Source organism: Streptomyces sp. NPDC102514 (assembly GCF_055584525.1).
This window is the reverse complement of sequence record NZ_JBVJLW010000003.1, coordinates 605,650-626,194: the sequence shown is the minus strand read 5'-3', so window position 1 is coordinate 626,194 and position 20,545 is coordinate 605,650. Positions and strand designations below refer to the sequence as shown.

14 protein-coding genes are annotated in these 20,545 nt (G+C 70.3%); 7 read left to right on the top strand and 7 right to left on the bottom strand.

Annotated elements, in window-relative coordinates:
- Positions 1-13 precede the first annotated feature (13 nt).
- The 6 genes from ACZ60E_RS10885 to ACZ60E_RS10860 all read right to left on the bottom strand — a co-directional run bounded on the left by ACZ60E_RS10885 (position 14) and on the right by ACZ60E_RS10860 (position 13,553).
- Positions 14-8,125, bottom strand: a complete 8,112-nt coding sequence (locus ACZ60E_RS10885; RefSeq protein WP_469439506.1) for an aminotransferase class I/II-fold pyridoxal phosphate-dependent enzyme — start codon at positions 8,123-8,125, stop codon at positions 14-16.
- Positions 8,126-8,136: 11 nt separating this feature from the next.
- Positions 8,137-9,918 (bottom strand): amino acid adenylation domain-containing protein, encoded by a 1,782-nt coding sequence (locus tag ACZ60E_RS10880; protein ID WP_469439504.1) that lies wholly within the window; start codon positions 9,916-9,918, stop codon positions 8,137-8,139.
- A 7-nt stretch (positions 9,919-9,925) separates the two neighbouring features.
- On the bottom strand, positions 9,926-11,869 hold the full coding sequence (locus ACZ60E_RS10875; RefSeq protein WP_469439501.1) for an aminotransferase class I/II-fold pyridoxal phosphate-dependent enzyme: 1,944 nt from the start codon (positions 11,867-11,869) through the stop codon (positions 9,926-9,928).
- Positions 11,866-12,126 carry an acyl carrier protein gene (locus ACZ60E_RS10870; protein ID WP_398290875.1) on the bottom strand — a complete coding sequence of 87 codons (261 nt, stop codon included), beginning with the start codon at positions 12,124-12,126 and terminating at the stop codon, positions 11,866-11,868. The genes ACZ60E_RS10875 and ACZ60E_RS10870 overlap by 4 nt, the downstream gene beginning before the upstream one ends.
- 75 nt (positions 12,127-12,201) lie before the next feature.
- Positions 12,202-12,456, bottom strand: a complete 255-nt coding sequence (locus ACZ60E_RS10865) for an acyl carrier protein (RefSeq protein ID WP_210893200.1) — start codon at positions 12,454-12,456, stop codon at positions 12,202-12,204.
- Positions 12,457-12,545: 89 nt separating this feature from the next.
- Entirely contained in the window at positions 12,546-13,553 is a 1,008-nt protein-coding gene (locus ACZ60E_RS10860; RefSeq protein WP_384802247.1) for a beta-ketoacyl-ACP synthase III, read from the bottom strand.
- Between the two features lie 429 nt (positions 13,554-13,982).
- Here ACZ60E_RS10860 and ACZ60E_RS10855 point away from each other — a divergent pair, with 429 nt between their 5' ends.
- From ACZ60E_RS10855 to ACZ60E_RS10825, 7 genes are all read left to right on the top strand, one after another.
- Positions 13,983-14,231 carry an acyl carrier protein gene (locus tag ACZ60E_RS10855; RefSeq protein ID WP_469439498.1) on the top strand — a complete coding sequence of 83 codons (249 nt, stop codon included), beginning with the start codon at positions 13,983-13,985 and terminating at the stop codon, positions 14,229-14,231.
- Positions 14,228-15,466 carry a beta-ketoacyl-[acyl-carrier-protein] synthase family protein gene (locus tag ACZ60E_RS10850; RefSeq protein WP_469439496.1) on the top strand — a complete coding sequence of 413 codons (1,239 nt, stop codon included), beginning with the start codon at positions 14,228-14,230 and terminating at the stop codon, positions 15,464-15,466. The genes ACZ60E_RS10855 and ACZ60E_RS10850 overlap by 4 nt, the downstream gene beginning before the upstream one ends.
- A gap of 94 nt (positions 15,467-15,560) precedes the next feature.
- Positions 15,561-16,004: a DUF6041 domain-containing protein gene (locus ACZ60E_RS10845; RefSeq protein WP_453790810.1), complete on the top strand. Its 444-nt coding sequence runs from the start codon at positions 15,561-15,563 to the stop codon at positions 16,002-16,004.
- A 10-nt stretch (positions 16,005-16,014) separates the two neighbouring features.
- Positions 16,015-16,905, top strand: coding sequence for a DUF6206 family protein (locus ACZ60E_RS10840; RefSeq protein ID WP_469439494.1), 891 nt, complete (start codon positions 16,015-16,017; stop codon positions 16,903-16,905).
- Positions 16,906-16,915: 10 nt separating this feature from the next.
- On the top strand, positions 16,916-17,698 hold the full coding sequence (locus ACZ60E_RS10835; protein WP_469439493.1) for a 4'-phosphopantetheinyl transferase family protein: 783 nt from the start codon (positions 16,916-16,918) through the stop codon (positions 17,696-17,698).
- Positions 17,699-17,712: 14 nt separating this feature from the next.
- Positions 17,713-19,029, top strand: coding sequence for a RedV protein (locus ACZ60E_RS10830; RefSeq protein WP_469439492.1), 1,317 nt, complete (start codon positions 17,713-17,715; stop codon positions 19,027-19,029).
- Positions 19,030-19,382: 353 nt separating this feature from the next.
- Positions 19,383-20,114, top strand: coding sequence for a response regulator transcription factor (locus ACZ60E_RS10825; RefSeq protein ID WP_469439490.1), 732 nt, complete (start codon positions 19,383-19,385; stop codon positions 20,112-20,114).
- A 47-nt stretch (positions 20,115-20,161) separates the two neighbouring features.
- Here ACZ60E_RS10825 and ACZ60E_RS10820 read toward each other — a convergent pair whose 3' ends face one another.
- Positions 20,162-20,494 (bottom strand): RedY protein, encoded by a 333-nt coding sequence (locus tag ACZ60E_RS10820; protein WP_469439488.1) that lies wholly within the window; start codon positions 20,492-20,494, stop codon positions 20,162-20,164.
- Positions 20,495-20,545: the final 51 nt, after the last annotated feature.

Here is a 20,545-nt window from a genome sequence, read left to right as displayed (position 1 = left end):
CTCTCGGTCGGGGTCAGCGGCTGACGAGTGCGCGGCCCTCCGGCGAGTCCAGCCAGGCCAGCGTCAGCTCGATGCCCTCCTCGAAGCCCACCTCGCTCTTGAACCCGAAGTCGTCGCGCGCCCGGTCGATGGCATAGGACTGGTCCCGGTCGAAGAGATGGACGGCATGACGGGTCAGCACCGGGCGGGACTTGATCCCCAGGGCGCCGTAGAGCCTCTCGGACACCGTGGCCACGCCCCGCGCCACCGGAGTCGGCAGACTGAACGCGGGAGGCTTCACGCCCAGACCGCGGGCCAGCGCCTCCACGTACTCCCGCCAGGTCGTCGGATCCGGGTCCCGCATGTTGTACGCCTTGCCGACCGCCGTGTCGGACGCGCACGCCGCGATCATTCCGTCGACGAGATTGCCCACATAGACGAGACCCGCCGGTACGGCGCCCCCGCGGACGTAGACCATCTGTCGGCTCAGCAGCAGCGTCGCGATCTCGATCACGAAGTCCTTGCTGCGCGGCCCGTAGACCGACACCGGCCGTACGACGGTGACCGGCAGCCCGGTCCGCTCGGCGGCCTGCCGCACGGCTCGCTCTCCCAGCACCTTGCTGCGGTTGTAGGGCAGTCCGATGTCCCTGGGCTCCGCGCTCTCGTCGCAGGGGGTGACCGGATAGCCGTACACGTCGGTGGTGCTGAGGTGGAGGAGGCGTTCCACGGTTCCCGCGCGGTGGGCGGCCTCGACGAGGTTGCGGCTGCCGTCGACGTTGATCCGCCTGAACTCCTCCCACGGTCCCCAGTCGGCCGACAGGCCCGCACAGTTGTAGACGTGCCGGACGCCCGACGCTGCGTGGTGCAGGCTCTCCGGGTCGCTCAGGTCACCGGTCGCCACCTCGACGTCCAGTCCCGCGAAGGCGGAACGGTCGCTGCCCTCGCGCACCAACACCCGTACGCGGTGGCCGTGTTCGGTCAGTCGACGCGTCAGATGTCCGCCGATGAACCCGCTCGCGCCGGTGACCAGGACGTCCGCGACGGAGTCGCCCGACGGGCCGGGGCCGGGGTGAGCGACGGGAGCGGGAGCGGTCGGGTGCGAGGTTGCGGTCAAGCGCTCCGCGGGGGCGGAGGTGGGGGCGGGGCCGGGGGAGGGGGTTGTGTGGGTGTGTTCCGACATGGCTCGTCCCAGGAGGTCGAGGGAGTGTTCCAGATCTTCTTCGGTGTGGTCCGCGTTGACGAAGAAGCGCAGCCGGCACTCGTCGCGTGCGACGGCCGGATAGCCGATCGGCATCACGTTCACGCCCCGCTCCAGCAGGGAGTTGGAGAGTGCCATCGTCTTCTCCCAGTCGCCGATGACGACCGGGATCACCGCCGAGGCACGGGACACACCGATGTCGAAGCCGCGCGCACGGGCCGAGTCGCGGAAGTGCTCGGCGAGCTGCCGCACCCGGGCCACCCGCTGCGGCTCGTCCCTGACGACCCGGATCGCCTCCAGGGCGGCGGCCGTGTTCGCCGGTGAGATACCGGTGCTGAAGATGTGCAGCGGAGCGGTGAACCTCAGGTATTCGACGATCGGTTCGCGGGCCGCGATGTAGCCGCCGAGGCTGCCGAGTGCCTTGCTGAGCGTGCCCATCCACAGATCGACGTCCCGGCGGTCGACACCGAAGTACTCGCCGATGCCCCGGCCCGTACGCCCGAGGACACCGATCGAGTGGGCTTCGTCGATCATCAGCATCGCGCCGTGGCGCTTCTTCACGTCGATGAACCTGCGCAGGTCGGGAAGGTCGCCGTCCTGGCTGTACGCGCCTTCGATGAGGACCAGGGCCCGCCGGTGCTGCGAGCGCAGTGTGCCCAGGATCGAGTCCAGCGCCCGCCAGTCGTTGTGCGGGAAGGGCCGGCGCCGCGCACCCGAGAGCATGCAGCCGCGCAGCGCGCTGTCGTGGATCCACTCGTCGTGCAGCACCAGGTCCTCGGGCCCGAAGAGGTGCCCGATGCTCGCCACGTTCGTGGCGTGGCCACCGGCGAAGACGATCGCGGCCTCCGTGCCGAGGAACGAGGCGATCTCGGCGTCCAGTTCGTGATGCAGGGGCGTCTCACCGAACAGCAGGGGCGTGGCCGAACTCGACGTGCCGTACCGGTCGATGGCCTCCTGTGCGGCCCTGCGTACCCGCGGGTGGTGCGACAGCGCGAGGTAGTTGAAGGAGGAGAAGTTGACGACCGGGCGACCGCCGACGGAGACACGGCCGGAGTTGTGGCCTTCGTGGATCCGGCCGTACGGGTTCGAGCCGCTCGCCGTGGTCTGACGGAGGCGGCCCTGCAGTTCCGCGTACTCGGCCCACTCCTCGAACTCGCGCTCCTGCCGCACCGGGGGGCCGGCGAGGCCGTCGACGGCAGGCAGGGGAGTGCCGTTCGCGCGGACCGGCGGCGGCCGGTCACCGGTGTCCAGCAGAGCCACGAGCTGGCCGACGGTCGGGTCCTCGGGGACCGACTCGCGGTACCTGTCCAGCTGTTCGGGGAAGCGGCGGGCGAGGGCGCGTTCGAGTTCGGTGCGCATCAGCGAGTCGAAACCGAGGTCCGCGCCCAGGCGTGCGTCCAGGGGGATCTGCTCGGGCGGGAAGGCACAGGCCTTGGCCACCTGGTCGACCACCTCACTCCGGACCACGCCGTCGGCGGCGGCTGGAGGAGCCGGGGCGGCTGGAGCAGGTGCAGCAGGTGCAGCAGGTGCAGCAGGTGCAGCAGGTGCAGCAGGTCGAGCCGGTGGAGCGGTGGTGACCGGGGGCGCGGCGACAGCGGCGGCCGGGGCGGACTGCGGTGCCGCATCGGCATCCGGATGTGTGATGCCGTCCTGGGTGGCACCGCCGGTCGTCGACGATTGCGCCGAGAACCAGTACGGCCGCCCTTCGAACACCGCGTGCGGGACCGGAATCCGGGGCCTGCGCGAACCCTCGTCCAGCGCGGCCCAGTCCACGGCCCCGCCCGCGCAGTGCAGACGTCCGAGCGACTGGAGAAGAGTCTGCCAGTCACCGTCACCCGCGGGACCGCCGCGTGCACGGCGCAGGGAGGGCAGCCACAGCACCGACTCCTCGTCGGACGGGGGCGTCATGGTGCGTGCCATGTTGAGCAGGGTCGGATGCGGGCCGATCTCCACGAAGGCATCGCAGCCGAGGCGACGCAGCGTCGAGAAGCCGTCGGCGAAACGCACCGGGCCCAGCATGTGCCGCGCCCAGTCGTCGGCCCCGACCTGCCCGGTGACCAGGTCGCCCGTCGCGTCGAAGACCCAGGGGATCTCCGGCGGCCGGAACGCGACACCGTCCGCCGCGGCGCGCAGCGGCTCGGCCGCACCGGCCATCAGCGGGGAGTGGAAGGCGTGCGACACCGTGAGAAGCCTGACGACGACCGACCGGCTCTCCAGCCGCGTGCGTACCCGGTCGATCTCCGTACGGGGTCCGGACAGCACCAGATGCCCGGGGGCGTTGACGGCGGCGACCGCGACGGAGTCCTCGGCGGCGGCAGCTGCGCGGATCGTCTCCGCGTCCCCGGCGCAGGCGATCATCATGCCGTCGCCGGGCTGTTCGGCCATGTGCCTGCCCCGTACCGCGGCCAGCGTCAGGGCGTCCTCCAGGGACATCACCCCGGCGACACAGGCGGCGCCGTACGCCCCGATGCTGTGCCCGAGCAGAGCGGTGGGCCGTACACCCAGCGAGATCCACAGCTCGGCGAGCGCGACCTCCAGCGCCACCAGCGCGGCCTGGCAGTAGCGGGTGCTCGCCAGCCGGTCGGCGTACCCCTCACCGAACAGCAGTTCCGTCAGCGGGACGCCGAGGTGCGGGCGCAGGACGCGATCGGCGCGTTCCAGGGTGCGGGCGAACCCGCTGTGGGTGTCGTACAGGCCCTTGGCCATGCCCGTGTACTGGGTGCCCTGGCCGCTGAAGAGGAACGCGACCTTCGGCGCAGCGCCCGGCCGGACCCGGCCGCGCACCACGGCGGTGGACGGTCCGCCGCGGGCCAAGGCGTCGAGCGCGGTGTCGAACGTCTCCTGGGAACCGCCGGTGACGACCGCCCGGAAGGCGAGCTGCGCCCGGCCGGTGTTGGCCGTGTGGCAGAGGTCCGCGAGTTCCGCGTCGGGATGGGCGGCCAGGTGTGTGCGCCAGCGCTGGGCCAGTGCGGTGAGGGCCGTCGGTGTGTGCGCCGACAGGCACAGGGCGTGGGTGGGCCGCTTCGGAGCCACTGCGTCGATCGGGTCGGGATCGGGAGCCGATTCGAGTACGACATGTGCGTTCGCCCCGCCGAATCCGAACGAGCTGACACCTGCCCGTACGGCCCCGGTGTCCGGCAGTCCGGTGAGCCGGGTCGGCACGTCGAGCCCGGCGCCGTCCCAGGCGAGACGGCGGTTCGGGGTACGCAGATGGAGTGTCGGCGGAACCTGGCGGTGCCGTACGACGAGGGCCGCCTTGATGAGTCCGGCGACACCCGCGGCCGACTCCAGGTGGCCGATGTTGGTCTTCACCGACCCCACGAGGCAGCGACTGCCCTCCGGTCGGCCGCTTCCGTAGGCGGCGGCGAGGCCTTCCCATTCGACGGGGTCGCCGAGGGAGGTGCCGGTGCCGTGCGCCTCCACGTAGTCGATGTCCGGACCGCTCAGACCCGCCTGCGCCAGGGCCCGTTCGATCACGGACCGCTGCGCCGAACCCCTGGGCGCCGTCAGGCCGTTGCTCCTGCCGCCGTGGGCGGTGGCCGACCCGCGGACGACGGCGTGGACCGGGTCGCCGTCGGCGAGCGCCGCGGAGAGCGGCTTCAGGAGGACGAGGCCCACGCCCTCGCCGCGTACGTAACCGTTCGCCGAGTCGTCGAACGTACGGCACTGTCCGTCGGGGGACAGCATGTTGCCCTGGGCGAACGCCACCGAGAGGCCCGGCGAGATCAGCAGGTTGACCCCGCCGGCCAGAGCCGTGTCGCACTCGCCGCGCCGCATGCTCTCGCAGGCGAGGTGCACCGCCAGCAACGACGACGAGCACGCGGTGTCCACCGCGAGACTCGGCCCGCGCAGATCGAGTGTGTACGACAGCCGGTTCGCCGCGATGGAGTGCGCGTTGCCGGTCGCCGCGTGGACGTCGATCGTCTCCAGCCGGCTCATCTGCAGCTCGGAGTAGTCATGGCTGCTGATGCCGACGAACACGCCGGTCGCGCTGCCCGCCAGGCCGGTCGGGTCGAGGCCCGCGTCCTCCACGGTCTGCCAGGCCGTCTCCAGGAGCAGCCGCTGCTGGGGGTCCATCCGCGCTGCCTCCCTGGCCGACAGGCCGAAGAAGCGGGCGTCGAACTCGTCCACGCGATCGACGAAGCCGCCGAACGCGGGCGCGTCCACCTGCTCGGTGGCCCAACGGCCGCCCGGGACCCCGGTGATCGCGTCGCGCCCGTCCACCAGGAGCCGCCAGTAGCTGTCGGGGTCCGGGGCTCCCGGGAAACGGCACCCCATGCCGATGATGGCGATGGGCTCGTGCCCGGTGTCCGGCTGCGGTGACGGTTGCCGCGACGGCGACGGCGACGGCGACGGCGACGGCGACGGCTGAGGCTGTGGGTGCGAGTGCGAGTGCGAGTGCGCGTGTGGGTGCGGCTGGGTTGGCGGTGTCGTCGCCGTCGCCGCTGCCGTCGTCATCGCCGCGCCCGCCGAGTGCCCGGCGGCACCGACGTGGGCCGCGACGGCCCGGATGGTCGGGTGCTCGAAGACGGTGCCCGTGCTCATCTCGCGCCCCGTCCGCACGCCGAGTTCCGCGAGGATCGCCACGGCCTGCTTCGAGTCCAGACCCAACGAGGCCATGGGCCAGGTGACGTCGACCGAGGCGGCGGACAGGCCGAGGCGCGTCGCCACCTCCTCGACCAGCCAGGACTCGACGGCGTCCGCGTCCCACAGATCTGCCGCCTGATCCCTGGGGAGCGGCTGCTCCCCGGGTTCCTCACCGAGGAACAGGCCGATCAGGGTGTCGACCCTCGGACGTGCCAGCAGCGCGCCCACGGGGATTCTGGTGCCGAGCCGCTCCTCCAGGACGCGTACGGCGGTGAGGAGCGCCGGGTAGTCCAGGTCGAGTTCCAGGAACGTCCAGCCGGTCACGTCCGGGGCGTCGGCCGTCGCCGGGACACCCGTCAGAACCTCGGTGACCGCGTCGACCACCCGCTGTCGACGCGCGGGGGTGGACAGGTCGGCGAGGCCCCCGGCGGGGAGGGGCGTCACCAGGTCCCTCGTCACGCTGGCCGCCACCACGGTGAGACCGAGTCCGAGGAAGTCCCGCCTGCACGCCTGTCGTTGGATCTTTCCGCTGGTCGTCCTGTGGACCGTCGACCTCTTGAGGAGGACGACGGCGTGGGGTGCCACGTCGTGCTCCTCGGCGATCGCCGTACGCAGCTTCGCCAGGAGCGCCTGCGGCCGGTCGAGGCGCCTGCTCTCGACCTCGTGCACGACGACCAGTTCCTCGGCGCCGTCGACCTCGACGGAGAAGGCCGCGCCCGACCCCGCCCGGACCGCCTCGTCGGCCCGCTCGACGGTGAGTTCGACGTCCTGCGGGTAGTGGTTGCGGCCCTGCACGATGACGACGTCCTTGATACGGCCGACGACGTGGAGGTGGCCGTCCTTCAGGAAGCCGAGATCGCCGGTGCGCAGGAAGGGCGTCGGCCCTTCGCCCTCGATACGGGCCCGGAAGGTGACCTCGCTGGTCTCGGGGCGGCCCCAGTATCCGTGGGCCACGCTTCCGCCCGCGATCCAGATCTCGCCGATGTGCCTCTCGGAGTCGATCCGCCGTCGGGTGTCGGGGTCGACGATCGCGACGTCCACCCCGTCGACGGCGGGACCGCATCCGACCAGCCGGACCGCCCGCCCGTACCGCGACTCGGCTACTGCGGGTCTTTCTGCTGCTTCTACTTCTTCGGGACCTTGGTGTCCTTGGAGTGCGGCTGTGTCGGGTACGGACTCGGCGATCCCCGCGCCCAGTGCGGCGGACGCGAACGCGCCGACCGGCGGTGGCTCGTGCGCGCCGACCCCCGTCACCATCAGCGTCGCCTCCGCGAGGCCGTAGCAGGGCAGCAGCGCACGGCGTTCGAAGCCGGAGGGGGCGAACCGTTCGGCGAACAGGTCGAGGGTGTCGGCGCGTACCGGCTCGGCGCCGTTCAGCGCCAGCCTCCAGTGGCTCAGGTCCAGGCTGTCCCGCTGCTCGTCCGTGATCCGGCGCACGCAGTGCTCGAAACCGAAGTTGGGGGCCACACTGGTGGACGCCCTGGTCCGCGACACCGTCTCCAGCCACAGCAGCGGCTGCCGCACGAACGACATCGCGGACATGAGGTGGGCGGGAAAGCCGCCGTACAGGGGCGTGAGGATGCCGCCGATGAGACCCATGTCGTGGTACGGGGGCAGCCAGGACACCATGCCCGATCCGGCGTCGTGCTCCAGCCTGCGGTGGATCGAGCGGAGGTTGTGCAGCAGGTTGCCGTTGCTGACCATGACGCCTTTGGGGGACGAGGTCGAGCCGGACGTGTACTGGAGAAAGGCCGTCGCATCGCTCCCGACGGAGGGCTCATGCCAGTCGTCGGCGCCTGCCGTGCCCAGTTCGGTCGGTGCCAGCCAGTGCAGACCGGCGAGCCCGAGCGAGTCCATCTCGCGTCGCTTCGTGGCCGCGAAGCGCGACAGGGCTCCGGTCGTGAGGGCGTGGGTGGCGCCGGAGTCCCGGGCGATGGCCGCGAGCCGGGGCATGGTCTGGCCGAAGCGCCGGGTGTCCGGCGGGTAGGCGGGTACGGCGATGGCTCCGGCGTACAGGCAGCCGAGGAAGCCGGCGATGTAGTCGAGCCCCGGGGGATGGAGCAGCAGGACGGGCTTGCCGGTGAGGCCTTCGCGCTGGAGGAGCGCGGCCACGGCCCGGGTACGGAGGTCGAGCTCTCGGTAGTTCCATGACTCGCCCTGTTCCGCCTCTCCTGTCCCCTCCATCCCTCCCGTCTCTCCGGTCTCTCCCGCGCTGCGGGCGTCGGCACGGCTCGCATCGGTTCCGGCGAGGAATCGGTACGCGAGTGCGTCCGGACGGTGTTCGAGATGGCGGCGCAGCAGCCCGGCGACGGTCTTCGGCTCTTTCCCCTGCCAGGGGGTCTTGTCGGGATCCTGGTTCATGAGCGTCTCCGTCATTTGCCGGGCACGGCCTGCGAGTGCCGGACAGGACCGGCCGTCCCGCTGCCCAGGCGGTGGTAGTCGGTCTTGCCGTTGGCGTTGTGGGGCAGTTCATCAAGGCAGTTGGCCAGCTGGGGCAGCATGTAGCGGGGCAGGTGCTGTGCGCAGTGCCGTTTGATCTCGATGAGGTTGGGCCTGCGGGCGCCCGGTACGAGGGTGTAGTGGAGGGCGATCCGTGGCTCCGGGCCCTGTGTGTCGAGCACGACGGCGGCGGACGCGACGGCAGGGTGCTTGAGCGCCGCGGCCTCGATCTCGCCCAACTCCACGCGGTAGCCGTGGAGTTTGACCATCCGGTCCCGGCGACCGCGGTAGACGAGGCCGGCTCCCTCGTAGCTCACCAGGTCGCCGGTGGCATGCCGGCCCTGCCTGTGTCCGGCGGCAGTGTCTCTGACAGCGGCGCCTTCGGCGGGTGCGTTTCCGGTGTCGGCCGGGTGTTCCGCCCCTCGCCAGTAGCCGGGCGTGACGCAGTCACCCTCCACGATCAACTCGCCGAACGCATCGGGCCCGCGCTGCGCGCGTCCGTCCTCGTCCACGACGGACATGCGGGCGCCGGGCACCGGGGTGCCGATCGGTACGGGCTCGTCCCGGGTGAGATCCTCCGCACGGACCCGGTGGTAGGTGCAGACATTGGTCTCGGTCGGCCCGTACAGGTTGTAGAGCGCCGTCTCCTCGGGCAGCCGGGTCGCCAGTGAACGCAACTGCCCGATCGGGTACACCTCGCCCGCGAAGAGGACGTACCGCAGGGTGCGTACCGTGTCCGGGGTGAGCGCTCCCGAGCGGGTCAGGAGGTTCAGCACGGAGGGCACGGAGTACCACACCGTGACACCGTGCTCGCGGATTCCCCTGGCCAGCGCCGCGACATCGCGTGCCTCGTCGTCGGCGACGATCCAGACTCCGGCGCCCACCGACAGCGCGGTGAAGAGGTCGAAGGTCGACAGGTCGAAGTTGAAGGAGGCGTGGTTGGCGAATACGTCGTCCGGTCCCACGGTCAGTTCGGTACGGGCCCAGCGGATGAAGTTCGCCAGGTTCCGGTAGGAGATCCGCACCCCTTTCGGCGTACCGGTCGAGCCGGAGGTGTAGAGGATGGCGGCGAGATCGTCGCGATCCGGGGTGGGCACTGACTCGACATGAGCCGCCTCCCCTGCTGCCGTCGCGGTGAAGTCGGCCCACGGCCGGACAGGTGCCGTCGGCCTCGACGCGGTCCCGTTCACTTCCTCACCGGCGTCGTCGGCCACCACGATCTCTCGTACCGAGGAAGGCAGTTCACGGCCCGCGAGCAAGGCCAGGTGTCGGTGGTCCGTGAAGAGGACCACGGGCTCGCAGTCCGTGAGGATGTGCTCCACCCGCGCCGGTGGCTGGCCCCCGTCGAGGGGGACGTAGGCGTAACCGGCTTGCAGGGTCGCGAGAATCGCCTCGGCGTAGCGCGGCGTCTTGTCCATCCAGATCGCCACCCGGTCGCCGGCCGTCGTGCCGAGTCCGAGCAGGCCGGTCGCGACGGCGGCGACGTCCGCCTCCAACTGCCCGTACGTGACGGTCCGTTCGCCGATGAACGCGGGCCGGGCCGCCTGCTCGGGGGACAGTGCCCGCGACAACCGGATCAGCGAGGTGTCGTCGGACTCGTGGGGTGTGGACCCGGAACCGGGCGTCGAGATGCCGGAGTCCGCCGGCGGGTTGCCGGAGTCCGTCGATGAGGGAGCGCGGTCGTGCGGCACCCGTGTCAGTGCTGTTTCGGTCATCGTCGCCTCACCCCGCCGACGGCAGGACACCGACCTCGCGGCCGGCCTCGACGAAGATGCCCGCGGCGGTCTCCAGGTCCTCGGGGGTGTGCTCCGAGGTGACGCTGACCCGCAGCCGCGCGTCACCGAGCGGCACACCGGGGAACACCACGGTCTGGCAGTAGAGCCCTCTCGCCCGGACCGCGCGGCCCATCTCCATCGCCTTGCGCTCGTCGCCGATGACCAGGGGAAGGATCGCGCTGCGGGTGTTCTCCAGATCGAAGCCCGCGTCCGCCAACTGGCTCTGCAGGAGACGGATGTTGTGCCACAGCTTCGTGATGCGTTCGGGTTCCGACTCGATGACGTCGATGGACGCGATCAGCCCGGCGGCGACACCCGCGGGAATGTTCGCGGCGAAGACGTACGAGTTCGAGTAGAAGCGGAGGTACTCGACGACCTCCTCGTCGCCGACGACGAACCCGCCCATGCCCGCGAGCGTCTTGCTCATCGTGCCCAGTTCCAGGTCCACCTCGCCCTTGAGCCCGAAGTGCTCGGCCGTTCCCGAGCCGCGCCGGCCGAGCACACCGGTGGAGTGTGCGTCGTCGATCATGACCCTCGCGCCGTGCTCCTTGGCCAGGCGGACGATCTCGGGCAGGTCGCAGATGTCGCCGTGCATGCTGAACACCCCGTCGGCCACGATGAGTTTGCCGCCGGGCCCCTCGTCGCAGCGCTTCAGGATGCGCTCCAGGTCAGCCATGTCGTTGTGCTGGTAGATCCTGCGGGTGGCGCCGGAGAGCCGGGCGCCGTCGACGATGCTCATATGGTTGAGCTTGTCGACGACGACGGTGTCGTAGCTCTTGACCAGGGCGGAGATCGCGCCGATGTTGGCCGCGTAGCCACCGGGATAGACGATGCAGGCCGGCCGCTGTTTGAAGGCCGCGAGGCGCCGCTCCAGTTCCTTGTGGAGCATGTTGGTGCCGCCGATGAACCGGGAGCCGGTGTGGGTGGCCCCGTACCGGTGCGTGGCGTCGCAGATCGCCTCGATCACCTTGGGGTGGTTCGCCAGACCCAGGTAGTTGTTCGACGCGAACATCAGGAACTCGCGTTCGCGGCCCTCCAGTTCGTCGAAGATGACGGCCCGGTTCGAGCAGCGGGAGTGCAGCGGCATGCCGTACCAGTACAGCCGCTCGGCCTCGCGCCGCCGCAGGTACCTGCCGAAGCTGCGGGTCTTGGCGAACAGGTCGCTGTCGCGTTCCTCCACGAAGTCCTTCATGGAGCGGCCGTCCCAGGCCGGGCCCAGGCCGTCCGCGGTTCGCTCCTGCGTGACGCGCTCCTGCGCAGCTCGCTCGTCCGGGACCGGCACCGCACCCCGACCGGGCTCGGTGAGCGCCTGATCCGCCCGGTGCCGGCCCTCGTGATACGGACGCAGCGCCTCCACCAGCTCGTCCAGGGACGCCGCGGTGACGGTGCCCGCCAGGCCGGGGGGAAGGCCGAGTTCGCGCGCGGCGTCGGCCACGATCGAGGCCAGGACCACCGAGTCGATGCCCAGTTCGCTCTCGAAGTCGGCGCCGGGTGCCAGCTGACCGCGCTGGTACTGCGTGTGCCGCATGGTGGTGGTGACGACCACCTCCAGGAGCGAGCCGGCCGGTGCGGTGTCCGCCCGTCGGGGAACGTCGGCACCGGGCGCCTGACAGGCCTGCTCGACCGCGCGGACCAGGTCGCCGACCGTCACGAGGCCGGACGGCAGCGGCGCCACCAGCGAGAACTGCTCCTTCACCGAGGCCAGGATCGATTCGAAGATGACCGAGTCGATACCGAGTTCCGCCTCGAAGTGGCTGTCGGGCAGGAGGTAGGACTCGTCGTACAGCGTCCGCGAGGCGATGATGTCGACGACCTGGCGCTGGACGCCCCCGCCGTCCTGCCCGGTCTGCCGGTCGTGTCTGTCCGGCCTGTCCCCAGTCACGTACGTCATCGGACGGTCTCACCCTCTCGCCGCAGCCGCTCGACCAGCGCTGCCATCGTGTCGACCGTCCGGAAGTTCGCCGGGGAGATCTCCTGCAGCGGCACGGTGATACGGAAGTCGTCCTGCATGTAGTGCACGAGGTCGAAGATCCCGGCCGAGTCGATGATGTTCAGCTCGGCGATGGGGACCTGCGCGTCGAGGCCCTCGGCGTCACCGTCGAGCCACACACCGGCGATGTAGTTGATGATTGACTGCTGGGTGCTCATGGTCGTCCTCGACTCGTTTTCCGGCGGACTCCGGCCCGGCTGACGGCTGCTGGTCGCCGGTCGGCTGCGGCCTGGTTACGGCCCGGTGGGGACCTCGGCGGACGCGAGGCGTTCGATCAGGTCGGCGACCTGTGTGACCGTGTCCCCGGGAGAAGCGGCGTCGTCGTCGACGTGCACACCGAAGTCGGACTGGATGACGAGAAGCAGCTCGACGAGGAACAGCGAGTCCATGTCGAGGTCCTCGAACGTGGTGTCAGGGCCGATCTCCGCACGGTCCACCTCGAAACGGTCGACCAGCAGATCGACCAACCTGCCGTACATCACGCTCATGCCGTGTGCTCCTTCGCTAGTACTCGTGCTCGTACTCGCGCTCCTGTTGGTGCCGGCACCGGTACTGGCACCGGTCCTGGTACGTGTGCTCACGCGCGGGCCGGGTCCAGGTCCGGCCAGGTCAGTACCGTGGCCCCCCAGGTGAGCCCTCCGCCGAACGCGGTGAGCAGCATCCGCCCGCCCGGCCGCAGCGCACCCTCGGTGTGTGCCTGGTCGAGGGCGAGCGGGATGGAGGCCGCCGCGGTGTTGCCGACCTCGGCGATGTTGCTGACACAGCGGTTCCGGGGAATCCCGAGGTCGTCGGCGACATGGTTGGTGATCCGGAGGTTCGCCTGATGGCTCACCAGATGGTCGACGTCCTCCGCCCGCCAGCCCGCCCGAGAGAGGACCGTACGGGCCGATCCGGTCATCCGCAGGACCGCGTGCCGGAAGACCTCCTTGCCCGACATGGCGAAGTACTGTTCGCCGGCCGCCGGTGCCAGCCCCGACAGGCGCTGCCGTGAGCCGCCCGCCGGCACGGTGATCAGGTCCTCGCCGTCGCCGTCGCTGCCCAGGTCGAAAGGGCCGAGCGCACCGGGCTCCGCCGGATCGCCCGAGCGCAGGACGACGGCTCCGGCACCGTCCCCGAAGATCACGGCCGTGGACCGGTCCTCGGGATCGAGCAGCGTGGAGAACGTCTCCGCGCCGATGACCAGTACGCGGTCGGCGACGCCCGCGGAGATGAGCCCCGCCGCGGTCGCCAACCCGTACACGAATCCGGTGCAGACGGCGGACACGTCGTAGGCGGCCGTTCCCCTCATCCCGAGCCGGGCGGCCACCACGGGGGCGGTCGCCGGACAGGGGCGGTCCGGGGTGGTCGTCGCGACGAGTACCGCGTCCACGGTGGAGACGCCCGCGCTCTTCAGGGCTCTTTCGCCCGCCCCGACGGCCAGGTCGGAGGTCGCCGTGCCCTGCTCCGCGAAGTACCGCTGCTCGATGCCTGTGCGCGAGCGGATCCATTCCTCGGAACTGTCCAGACCGGCGGCCAGTTCGTCGTTCGGAACGGCCCTGGGCGGCAGGCAGCTGCCGACCCCGGTCAGCACGGCGGCCCGGCTCATCGGACACAGTCCCGGTTCTGCCGGTCCTGCCGGTCTTGTCGGCCGGGGCGGTCACCGGTGACGTATCGAGGTGTCGGTCGGTCGCGAAGACGTGCCACCACGGGAGTGCTCCTCGTCTTCCGGACGGCCGTGTGTTCCGGGCGGTCATGGGCGATGTCCGGGCCGAGTCTGGTCCGAGGGGCTGACCGATGGCTGACGAGGCACTGACCGATGACTGACACAGCGCCCCTCCGCCGACGGGCGCCGGTCCGTCAGTGCGCGGTCAGCCATCGGTCAGTGGGCGGTCAGCCCCGGCACCCACACTCGACGACGAAGTGACCTCGATGACGACGTGACGCAGCGGTGCCTTGGGAGCGCCGGAAGGGCAGGGCACACCGCAGGGGCGAGAGGGACGCATGAGTGTGAGGAACACAGGGGCGTGAGGGACGTATGAGCGTGATGTACGGCAGGTTGGTCGATCTGCTGGTCGACCGTTTCGAGGTGGACCGTGCGGAGATCGGCCCTGACACCACGTTCGAGGACCTCGACATGGACTCGCTGTTCCTCGTCGAGCTGCTTCTCGTCATCCAGTCCGACTTCGGTGTGCACGTCGACGACGACGCCGCTTCTCCCGGGGACACGGTCACACAGGTCGCCGACCTGATCGAACGCCTCGCGTCCGCCGAGGCACCGGCATGACCACCTCCAGGTCACCTGCGCCGCCCATCGCGGTCACGGGCGTCGGACTGGTCACCTCGGCCGGTATCGGCGCCGACGACACCTGGAAGGGCGTGTGCGCGGGCCGGTCCCCGGCGGCCAGGAACCCCGCACTGGCCGGACTCCCCGTGGACATCTCCTGCACCGTGCCCGGCTTCTCCGCCCGCGAACACGTGGGCCGGCGCAGCTCCCTCGCGCACGACCGCTTCAGCCAGCTGTGCATCACCGCGGCACGCGAGGCGGTCGCCGACGCCGGGCTCGACCCCCGTACCTGGGACGGCGTCCGCGTCGGTGTCGTCGTCGGCTGCGGCCTCGGGGGAGTGGCGACCTGGGAGACCCAGCACCGGAGGATGCTGGAGAAGGGCCCGGAAGCGGTCTCCGCCCTGCTGATCCCGATGCTCGTACCGAACATGGCCGCCGGGCACCTGGCGATGGACCTGCACGCCAAGGGCCCGAACCTGGTCACGGCGACGGCCTGCGCCTCCGGTGCCACGGCGATCGGCACAGCCCTGCAACTGCTGCGCGACGGAAGCTGCGACGTGGTCGTCACAGGTGGCGCCGAGGCCGGGGTCAGCCCCCTCATGGTGACGGGTTTCGCGCAGATGGGCGCACTGTCCAGGAGGCTCGACGCACCGTCCGCCGCGTCCCGCCCCTTCGACGCGGACCGTGACGGGTTCGTCATCGGCGAGGGCAGCGGGATGCTCGTCCTCGAACGCGAGGCGGACGCACGGGCGCGCCGGGCGACGGTCCGGGCGAGGATCGCCGGGTACGGGGCCTCCGCCGACGCCTACCACATGACCGCCCCCGACCCCGAGGGCGCGGGGGTTCTGCGGGCGTTGCGCACGGCCCTGTCGGGAGCGGGCGTCACACCCGAGGAGGTCGACCATGTCAACGCCCACGGCACCTCCACACCGCTCAACGACGCGGCGGAGGCCAAGGTGTTGCGGGGGCTCCTCGGTGAAGGCGCCGCGGTCACCTCCACCAAAGGGGTGACCGGCCACACCCTGGGCGCCGCCGGGGCGATCGAGGCCGCGCTGACCGTGCTGACCGTCGAGAACGGCACCATCCCGCCGACCGCCAACCTCGAACGGCAGGACCCCGAGGTCGAGTTGGACATCGTCGCCGGTTCGCCCCGGGAACGGAAGGTGGAGGTCGCGGTCAGCAACTCGTTCGGCTTCGGCGGCCAGAACGCGGTCCTGGTGATCACGGCCGCCTGAACCGGCAGACACACGAACACCGGATCGCACCATCAGTGGATCTCGTCCGAAAAAGCCCCGGCCGCCAGGCCACGACACCGGAAGACTCCAACGGGTGACCAAACGAGACCTGATCCTTCAGCGCACAGTGGGCGTCCTCTACGTCATCGCCGGCATCGGCAAGTTCTTCCCGGAGATCGAGTCGGTCGAAGAGCGTCTCGACGGTGCCGCGGACGGCAACCACGGTGTCGCCGTCCTCGGCCCCTTCACCGACTGGCTCGCCGAACACCCCACCGGCGTCACCGTGTTCGTCGCGGCGGCGATGGTCGTCAGCGGGATCGTCCTGATCCTCGACCGGTACCTGGTCGTCGCCGCGCTCTACGGCCAACTGCTCATGCTGGTCTGCCTGGTCGTCATCCTCGTCAGCAGCGTGCCGCAGATCCTCGTGCTCGACGCCGCGTTCTTCGCCGCGGCCATCTACCTCCTCGTGCGGCACCGGCGCACACCGTCCCCGTCCGCCGCGGCAGTCCCGCGGGCCAGGACGGACAACCAGAGCTAAGGGTCATGCCATGTCCTTCACCGTTCCGCACGTCGAACTCGCACAGCTCGAAGACCGGGTTCAAGCCGCGCTCAGGACCAAGGACGACAAAGCCCTCGACGTGCTCGGCTACGGCGAAGTCAGCCTGGTGCTGGGCCTGGAGAGCGGCGACGGCGCGTTCGCCTGCAAGCGGCTGCCGGTGTTCCCCGACCGCGGACGCTTCGAACGGTACGAGGAGGGCCTTCGCGAGTATCTGAGGAGGCTCGGGGACAACGGCCTCAGTGTCGCCGACACCGAGGTGTGGCACACGCGGCTGCCGTCGGGGCGGATCACGGCCTACTGCGTGCAGCGCGAACTGCCCTCGCACCGGCTGTGCTCCAGGCTTCTGCACACCGAGGACGACACCTGGATCAAGGACTTCTTCTCCCGGTTCCTCGACCGCGTCGAGCATGCCGTGGAGCCCACCCTCGGTCTGGACGCGCAGGCCAACAACTGGATGGATGTCGGCGGTGAGCTGGTGTACCTCGATGTCACGACGCCTCTCATGCGGGACGCCCGCAACCGCGAACGGCTGGACGTCCGGCTCTTCTTCAGCTCGCTGCCCTGGGTCCTGCGCGACGCCGTCCGCGTCTCGATGACCAGGTCGATCTTCGACAAGTTCTACGAGACCCGCGGTGTCCTGCTGGACTTCCTCGGCAACCTGTACAAGGAACGGCTCCACGATCTCGTGCCGGCGTTCCTGGAACAGGCCAACGCCCGCCTCTCCAGGCCGATCACCGTGGAGGAGGTGGCCGCGTACTACCGCGACGACGCCCGGATGTGGGAACTCATCCAACGGCTGCGGCAGGCCGACCGTTTCTGGCACAACCGCATCAGACGGCGTACCTACCCGTTCCTGCTGCCCCCGCGCGTGGAGCGCTGAAGGCCCGGCGATGACGATCACCACGCCGGACCGTGTCGCGGCCCGCAGCCTCGACGACAGCATGACGCTCGACCCCGCGCGTCCCCTGTACGTCACACACGCCCGCGGCCCCCTGACGGTCGCCGTGGTGTCGATCGCCTGGCTGCGCGGACGCGACGAGACGGACCGTGCGACGATCGGCACCCGGCACCTGAGCGACGAAGAGAACCGACAGGCGGCACAACTGCGCCTGATCAAGCGGCGCTTGGAGTGGCTGGCGGGACGTCTGGCCATCAAACACAGCGTGTGCGCCTATCTGCGGCGGCACGCCGGCACCTCGGTGCGCCCTCGCGACATCACGGTCGGTGTCGTCCCGGACGGACTCCGGGCCGGGAAACCCGTCGTCGACGCCCGCGTGGAGGTCGGTCTGTCGCACTCGGTGGACTTCGCCGTCGCCGTCTGCGGGCCGCGGGCCGTCGGGATCGACGTCGAGCACAGCCGCCAGGTGCCACCACCCCTCGCGGAACTGCTCACGCATCCCCCGGAGATCGCGGCCGATCCCCGGCTCGGGGGAGTGGGCGCCATGCCGCTGCCCCTGCGGTGGGCCTGCAAGGAGGCGGTGCTCAAACACTTCGGCTTCGGCCTGCGGGTGGACAGCCGCGAGGTGCGGCTCACCCAGTGGTGGCCCGACGGCCGGTTCGCCTGGCACGCCGGGCCTGAACTGCGGCGTCACGCACCCGCCGCCGACGGTTCCCGCTTCGACAGCTGGGCCCGGGAAGTCGACGGATACGCCCTGGCACTCGTGTGGCAGTGAGGAGAACGGACACCGTGACCAGCTCACCCACCTCGACACCCCGGCCGCCCTCCGCGGAACGCCGAGCGTCCTTCGAGCACGCCCTGCTCGAAGCGGCCGACGTCGCCGCGCTCAGCCCGTCGTCGCACAACTGCCAGCCCTGGGGCGTCGCCTGGCCCACCGGCCGTGGCGCCCGCCGGGCAGTGGAACGGCTCGTCGACGAGACACCCGCAGACGGCCACCAAGCACCCGACGGCAGCTCCGGTGAGAGCGGAACCGCTGGAGGTGACTCGGATGGAAGCGACTCGGACAGAGGTGACTTGGACGACGAGTACGTGATCCTCGCACTTGACCGGGAGCGCGAACTCACCTCGCTCCCCGCGCACGCCGTCGAGATGCTGGTCAGCTGTGGCGCGTACCTGCAGATCCTGCTGCGCTCGCTTGCCCTCCAGGGCTGGTCGACGGACCACATCCGGTTCGTCGAACCGCTCGCCGCCGGACGGACTGGCGGTGCCGACGTCCGGACGGGCGTGGCTTACGACGCCGGTCGCTCTCTCGGTGATACCTGGCCGGTGTCATGGTCACCCCTGTGCGCGGTCCGGCTGCGCCGCACGGACGAGCCGGGCGGTTCTCCCGCCGAACTCCGCCGCACCGCCCTGGCCCGACGGACCAACCGCGCGCCCTACCGCCCGGAAGCGGTCGAACCAGCAGTCCTGGACGCCCTGTCCGTCCCCTCGACCGGCGTCGCAGCGGGCGCGGACGTCACCGTCCGGCATCTCGTGGCAGACGACGATCGCGCGGCCTTCGCCGGCTTCGTGGCCCGCCACGGGGGACGCGACTTCAGCCATCGGCAGGCCTGGCGCGAGACGTACTCGTTCGTGCGCCGGGACGAGGCCGAGGCGCAGGCACGGGGTGACGGCTTCCCTGTCAGCCAGCTCTTCGGGCCGCTGTCGACGCCCCGGCGCCACGCCCTGCGCCTCGCGCTGGCTCCCACCACCATGAGCGTGCTCCGGCACGCGGGCTACCACCGGGTGCTCGCCCGCCAACTCGCCCGCGTCGTACGGCCTACGCCGGCCATCGTCGCCATGGGCCTCGCCGACGCGTCTCCCGGTGTCGAGGCGACCATCCGTGGTGGAGCCCGGCTGGCCGAGTACTGGCTGCGGGCCACGGAGGCGGGCCTCGTGCTGCATCCTGTCAGCGTCGTCCTGCAGCACGACGACGTACGAAAGGAGCTGCAGGACCGGCTCGGGCTACCCGGCCGGACCTTCTTCGTGAGCAGATTGGGGCGCCCTCTCACCGATTTTCCGCGGTCACCACGCCGGATAGGAGCCCGTGCCGTACGCACGATCTGACACGTCGTCCAAAGGTCTCGTGAAATTCTCCTGTGCGTTGTCAGAACCAGCCACCAAATACCGGACAGATAAGGCACGAGGTTACTCGGTGGTAAAACTCCACGAGATCCTCGGAACCCCGTGAACATGTGTCTCTTGTGTTACCCTGCATATGCCATGCGGCCTCGAAGTTGCGAGACCGATAAGCAGCGAGGGTCTCCTGGAACACGCAGGGTCGCGTCAATCTCGGGGGAGGAACGAACCTTGCACTGCTCTCGGCGAACGGGCCTCAATGCCACGCATCGTTTCGCGTGGACGACCTACCTGATCGCCGAGCGATGAGCGTCCACCGGCGGAGGTCGGGACATCGAGCCGTGCGGGACGACTGGTCGGCCTCCCCGGCCCATCACACCGCCCCCGGCGGTGGTGCCGCCCGCGGTATCCGGGTGCTGCTCTGCTGCGAGGGATCGATCGTGGGCGCCGGGATGCGGGCCCTTCTCGATCAGCAGCCCGACATCGCTGTCATCGGATACGCGACGGGGACGGATTCGGAAGCGGCCGCCGCCGACTCGGCACCGGACGTGACCGTGGTGGTGGCTCCCGCCCTGACCATCGAGGACAAGCGGGAGCTGACCGCTCTCGCGGCACTGACCAAGGTCGTCCACATCACGAAGGCCGAGAGCGCCAGCCGTTCGATCGAGATTCTGCGGCTCGGGGTCCGTGCCGTCCTCGCCCCCGACACCTCCGCCGACGAGCTGATCCATGTCCTGCGGACGGTCAGCGCGGGCAGTGCGATGGTCATCCCCGAAGCGGCCCGCAGGAGCCTCGACCATCTGCCGCAGCGACACGCCTCCGCGCTCGCCGCGAGCGTCGTGCCCTCGCTGACGCCACGGGAGACCGAGGTGATCGCCCTGCTCACGCAGGGAAAGTCCAATGCGGAGATAGCGGAGAAATTATCGGTTTCCACAGCGACTGTTCGCTCCCACGTTCACCATTTGCTGAGGAAACTTGAGGTCGGAAGTCGCGCCCAGGCCGTGGCCGTCGCCTACGAGACCGGACTCATGGCGGCCATTGAACAGAATTCAAAGCACTCGGGCCGGAGCTGACGACTGCGAATCAATACGCCTTTCGACGCCGACGGCCCATCCGCTATTCACGCGCGATAGCCGTCTCCGATACGGTTGCCAACCGTCTCGGACACGACCTCGGCCATCTGGTCGAAGTCGGAGACCAGCTTTCGAAAGGGCGGACTCTGCATGTCCTGCTCGAAGTCGGCGAGGCTGGATACCTCGATGATTTCGACGTAGGTGAGGGGCTCGGCGCCGGCCTGTCCGTCCGCCGCCGGCCCGACCACCCGCTGGACACTGAACGACAGGACACTGGGCAGTTCGGGGCACGTGGCGTAGTCGACGTCCTGCACCCATGTCTCGAAGCGGTCCGGTGCCATCCCGTCGAGCAGACGGATGCGGTGAACAATGATCGTCATGGTGTACTCCGTTCCGGGCCGGACGGGATGACCGGGCCGACGAGTGGTTGC

Excerpts from the sequence above, each read along its gene's own strand:
- ACZ60E_RS10885 (WP_469439506.1), bottom strand. The coding sequence starts at position 8,125 with ATGAACCAGGATCCCGACAAGACCCCCTGGCAGGGGAAAGAGCCGAAG.
- ACZ60E_RS10880 (WP_469439504.1), bottom strand. The coding sequence starts at position 9,918 with ATGACCGAAACAGCACTGACACGGGTGCCGCACGACCGCGCTCCCTCA.
- ACZ60E_RS10875 (WP_469439501.1), bottom strand. The coding sequence starts at position 11,869 with ATGACGTACGTGACTGGGGACAGGCCGGACAGACACGACCGGCAGACC.
- ACZ60E_RS10870 (WP_398290875.1), bottom strand. The coding sequence starts at position 12,126 with ATGAGCACCCAGCAGTCAATCATCAACTACATCGCCGGTGTGTGGCTC.
- ACZ60E_RS10865 (WP_210893200.1), bottom strand. The coding sequence starts at position 12,456 with ATGAGCGTGATGTACGGCAGGTTGGTCGATCTGCTGGTCGACCGTTTC.
- ACZ60E_RS10860 (WP_384802247.1), bottom strand. The coding sequence starts at position 13,553 with ATGAGCCGGGCCGCCGTGCTGACCGGGGTCGGCAGCTGCCTGCCGCCC.
- ACZ60E_RS10855 (WP_469439498.1), top strand. The coding sequence starts at position 13,983 with ATGAGCGTGATGTACGGCAGGTTGGTCGATCTGCTGGTCGACCGTTTC.
- ACZ60E_RS10850 (WP_469439496.1), top strand. The coding sequence starts at position 14,228 with ATGACCACCTCCAGGTCACCTGCGCCGCCCATCGCGGTCACGGGCGTC.
- ACZ60E_RS10840 (WP_469439494.1), top strand. The coding sequence starts at position 16,015 with ATGTCCTTCACCGTTCCGCACGTCGAACTCGCACAGCTCGAAGACCGG.
- ACZ60E_RS10835 (WP_469439493.1), top strand. The coding sequence starts at position 16,916 with ATGACGATCACCACGCCGGACCGTGTCGCGGCCCGCAGCCTCGACGAC.
- ACZ60E_RS10820 (WP_469439488.1), bottom strand. The coding sequence starts at position 20,494 with ATGACGATCATTGTTCACCGCATCCGTCTGCTCGACGGGATGGCACCG.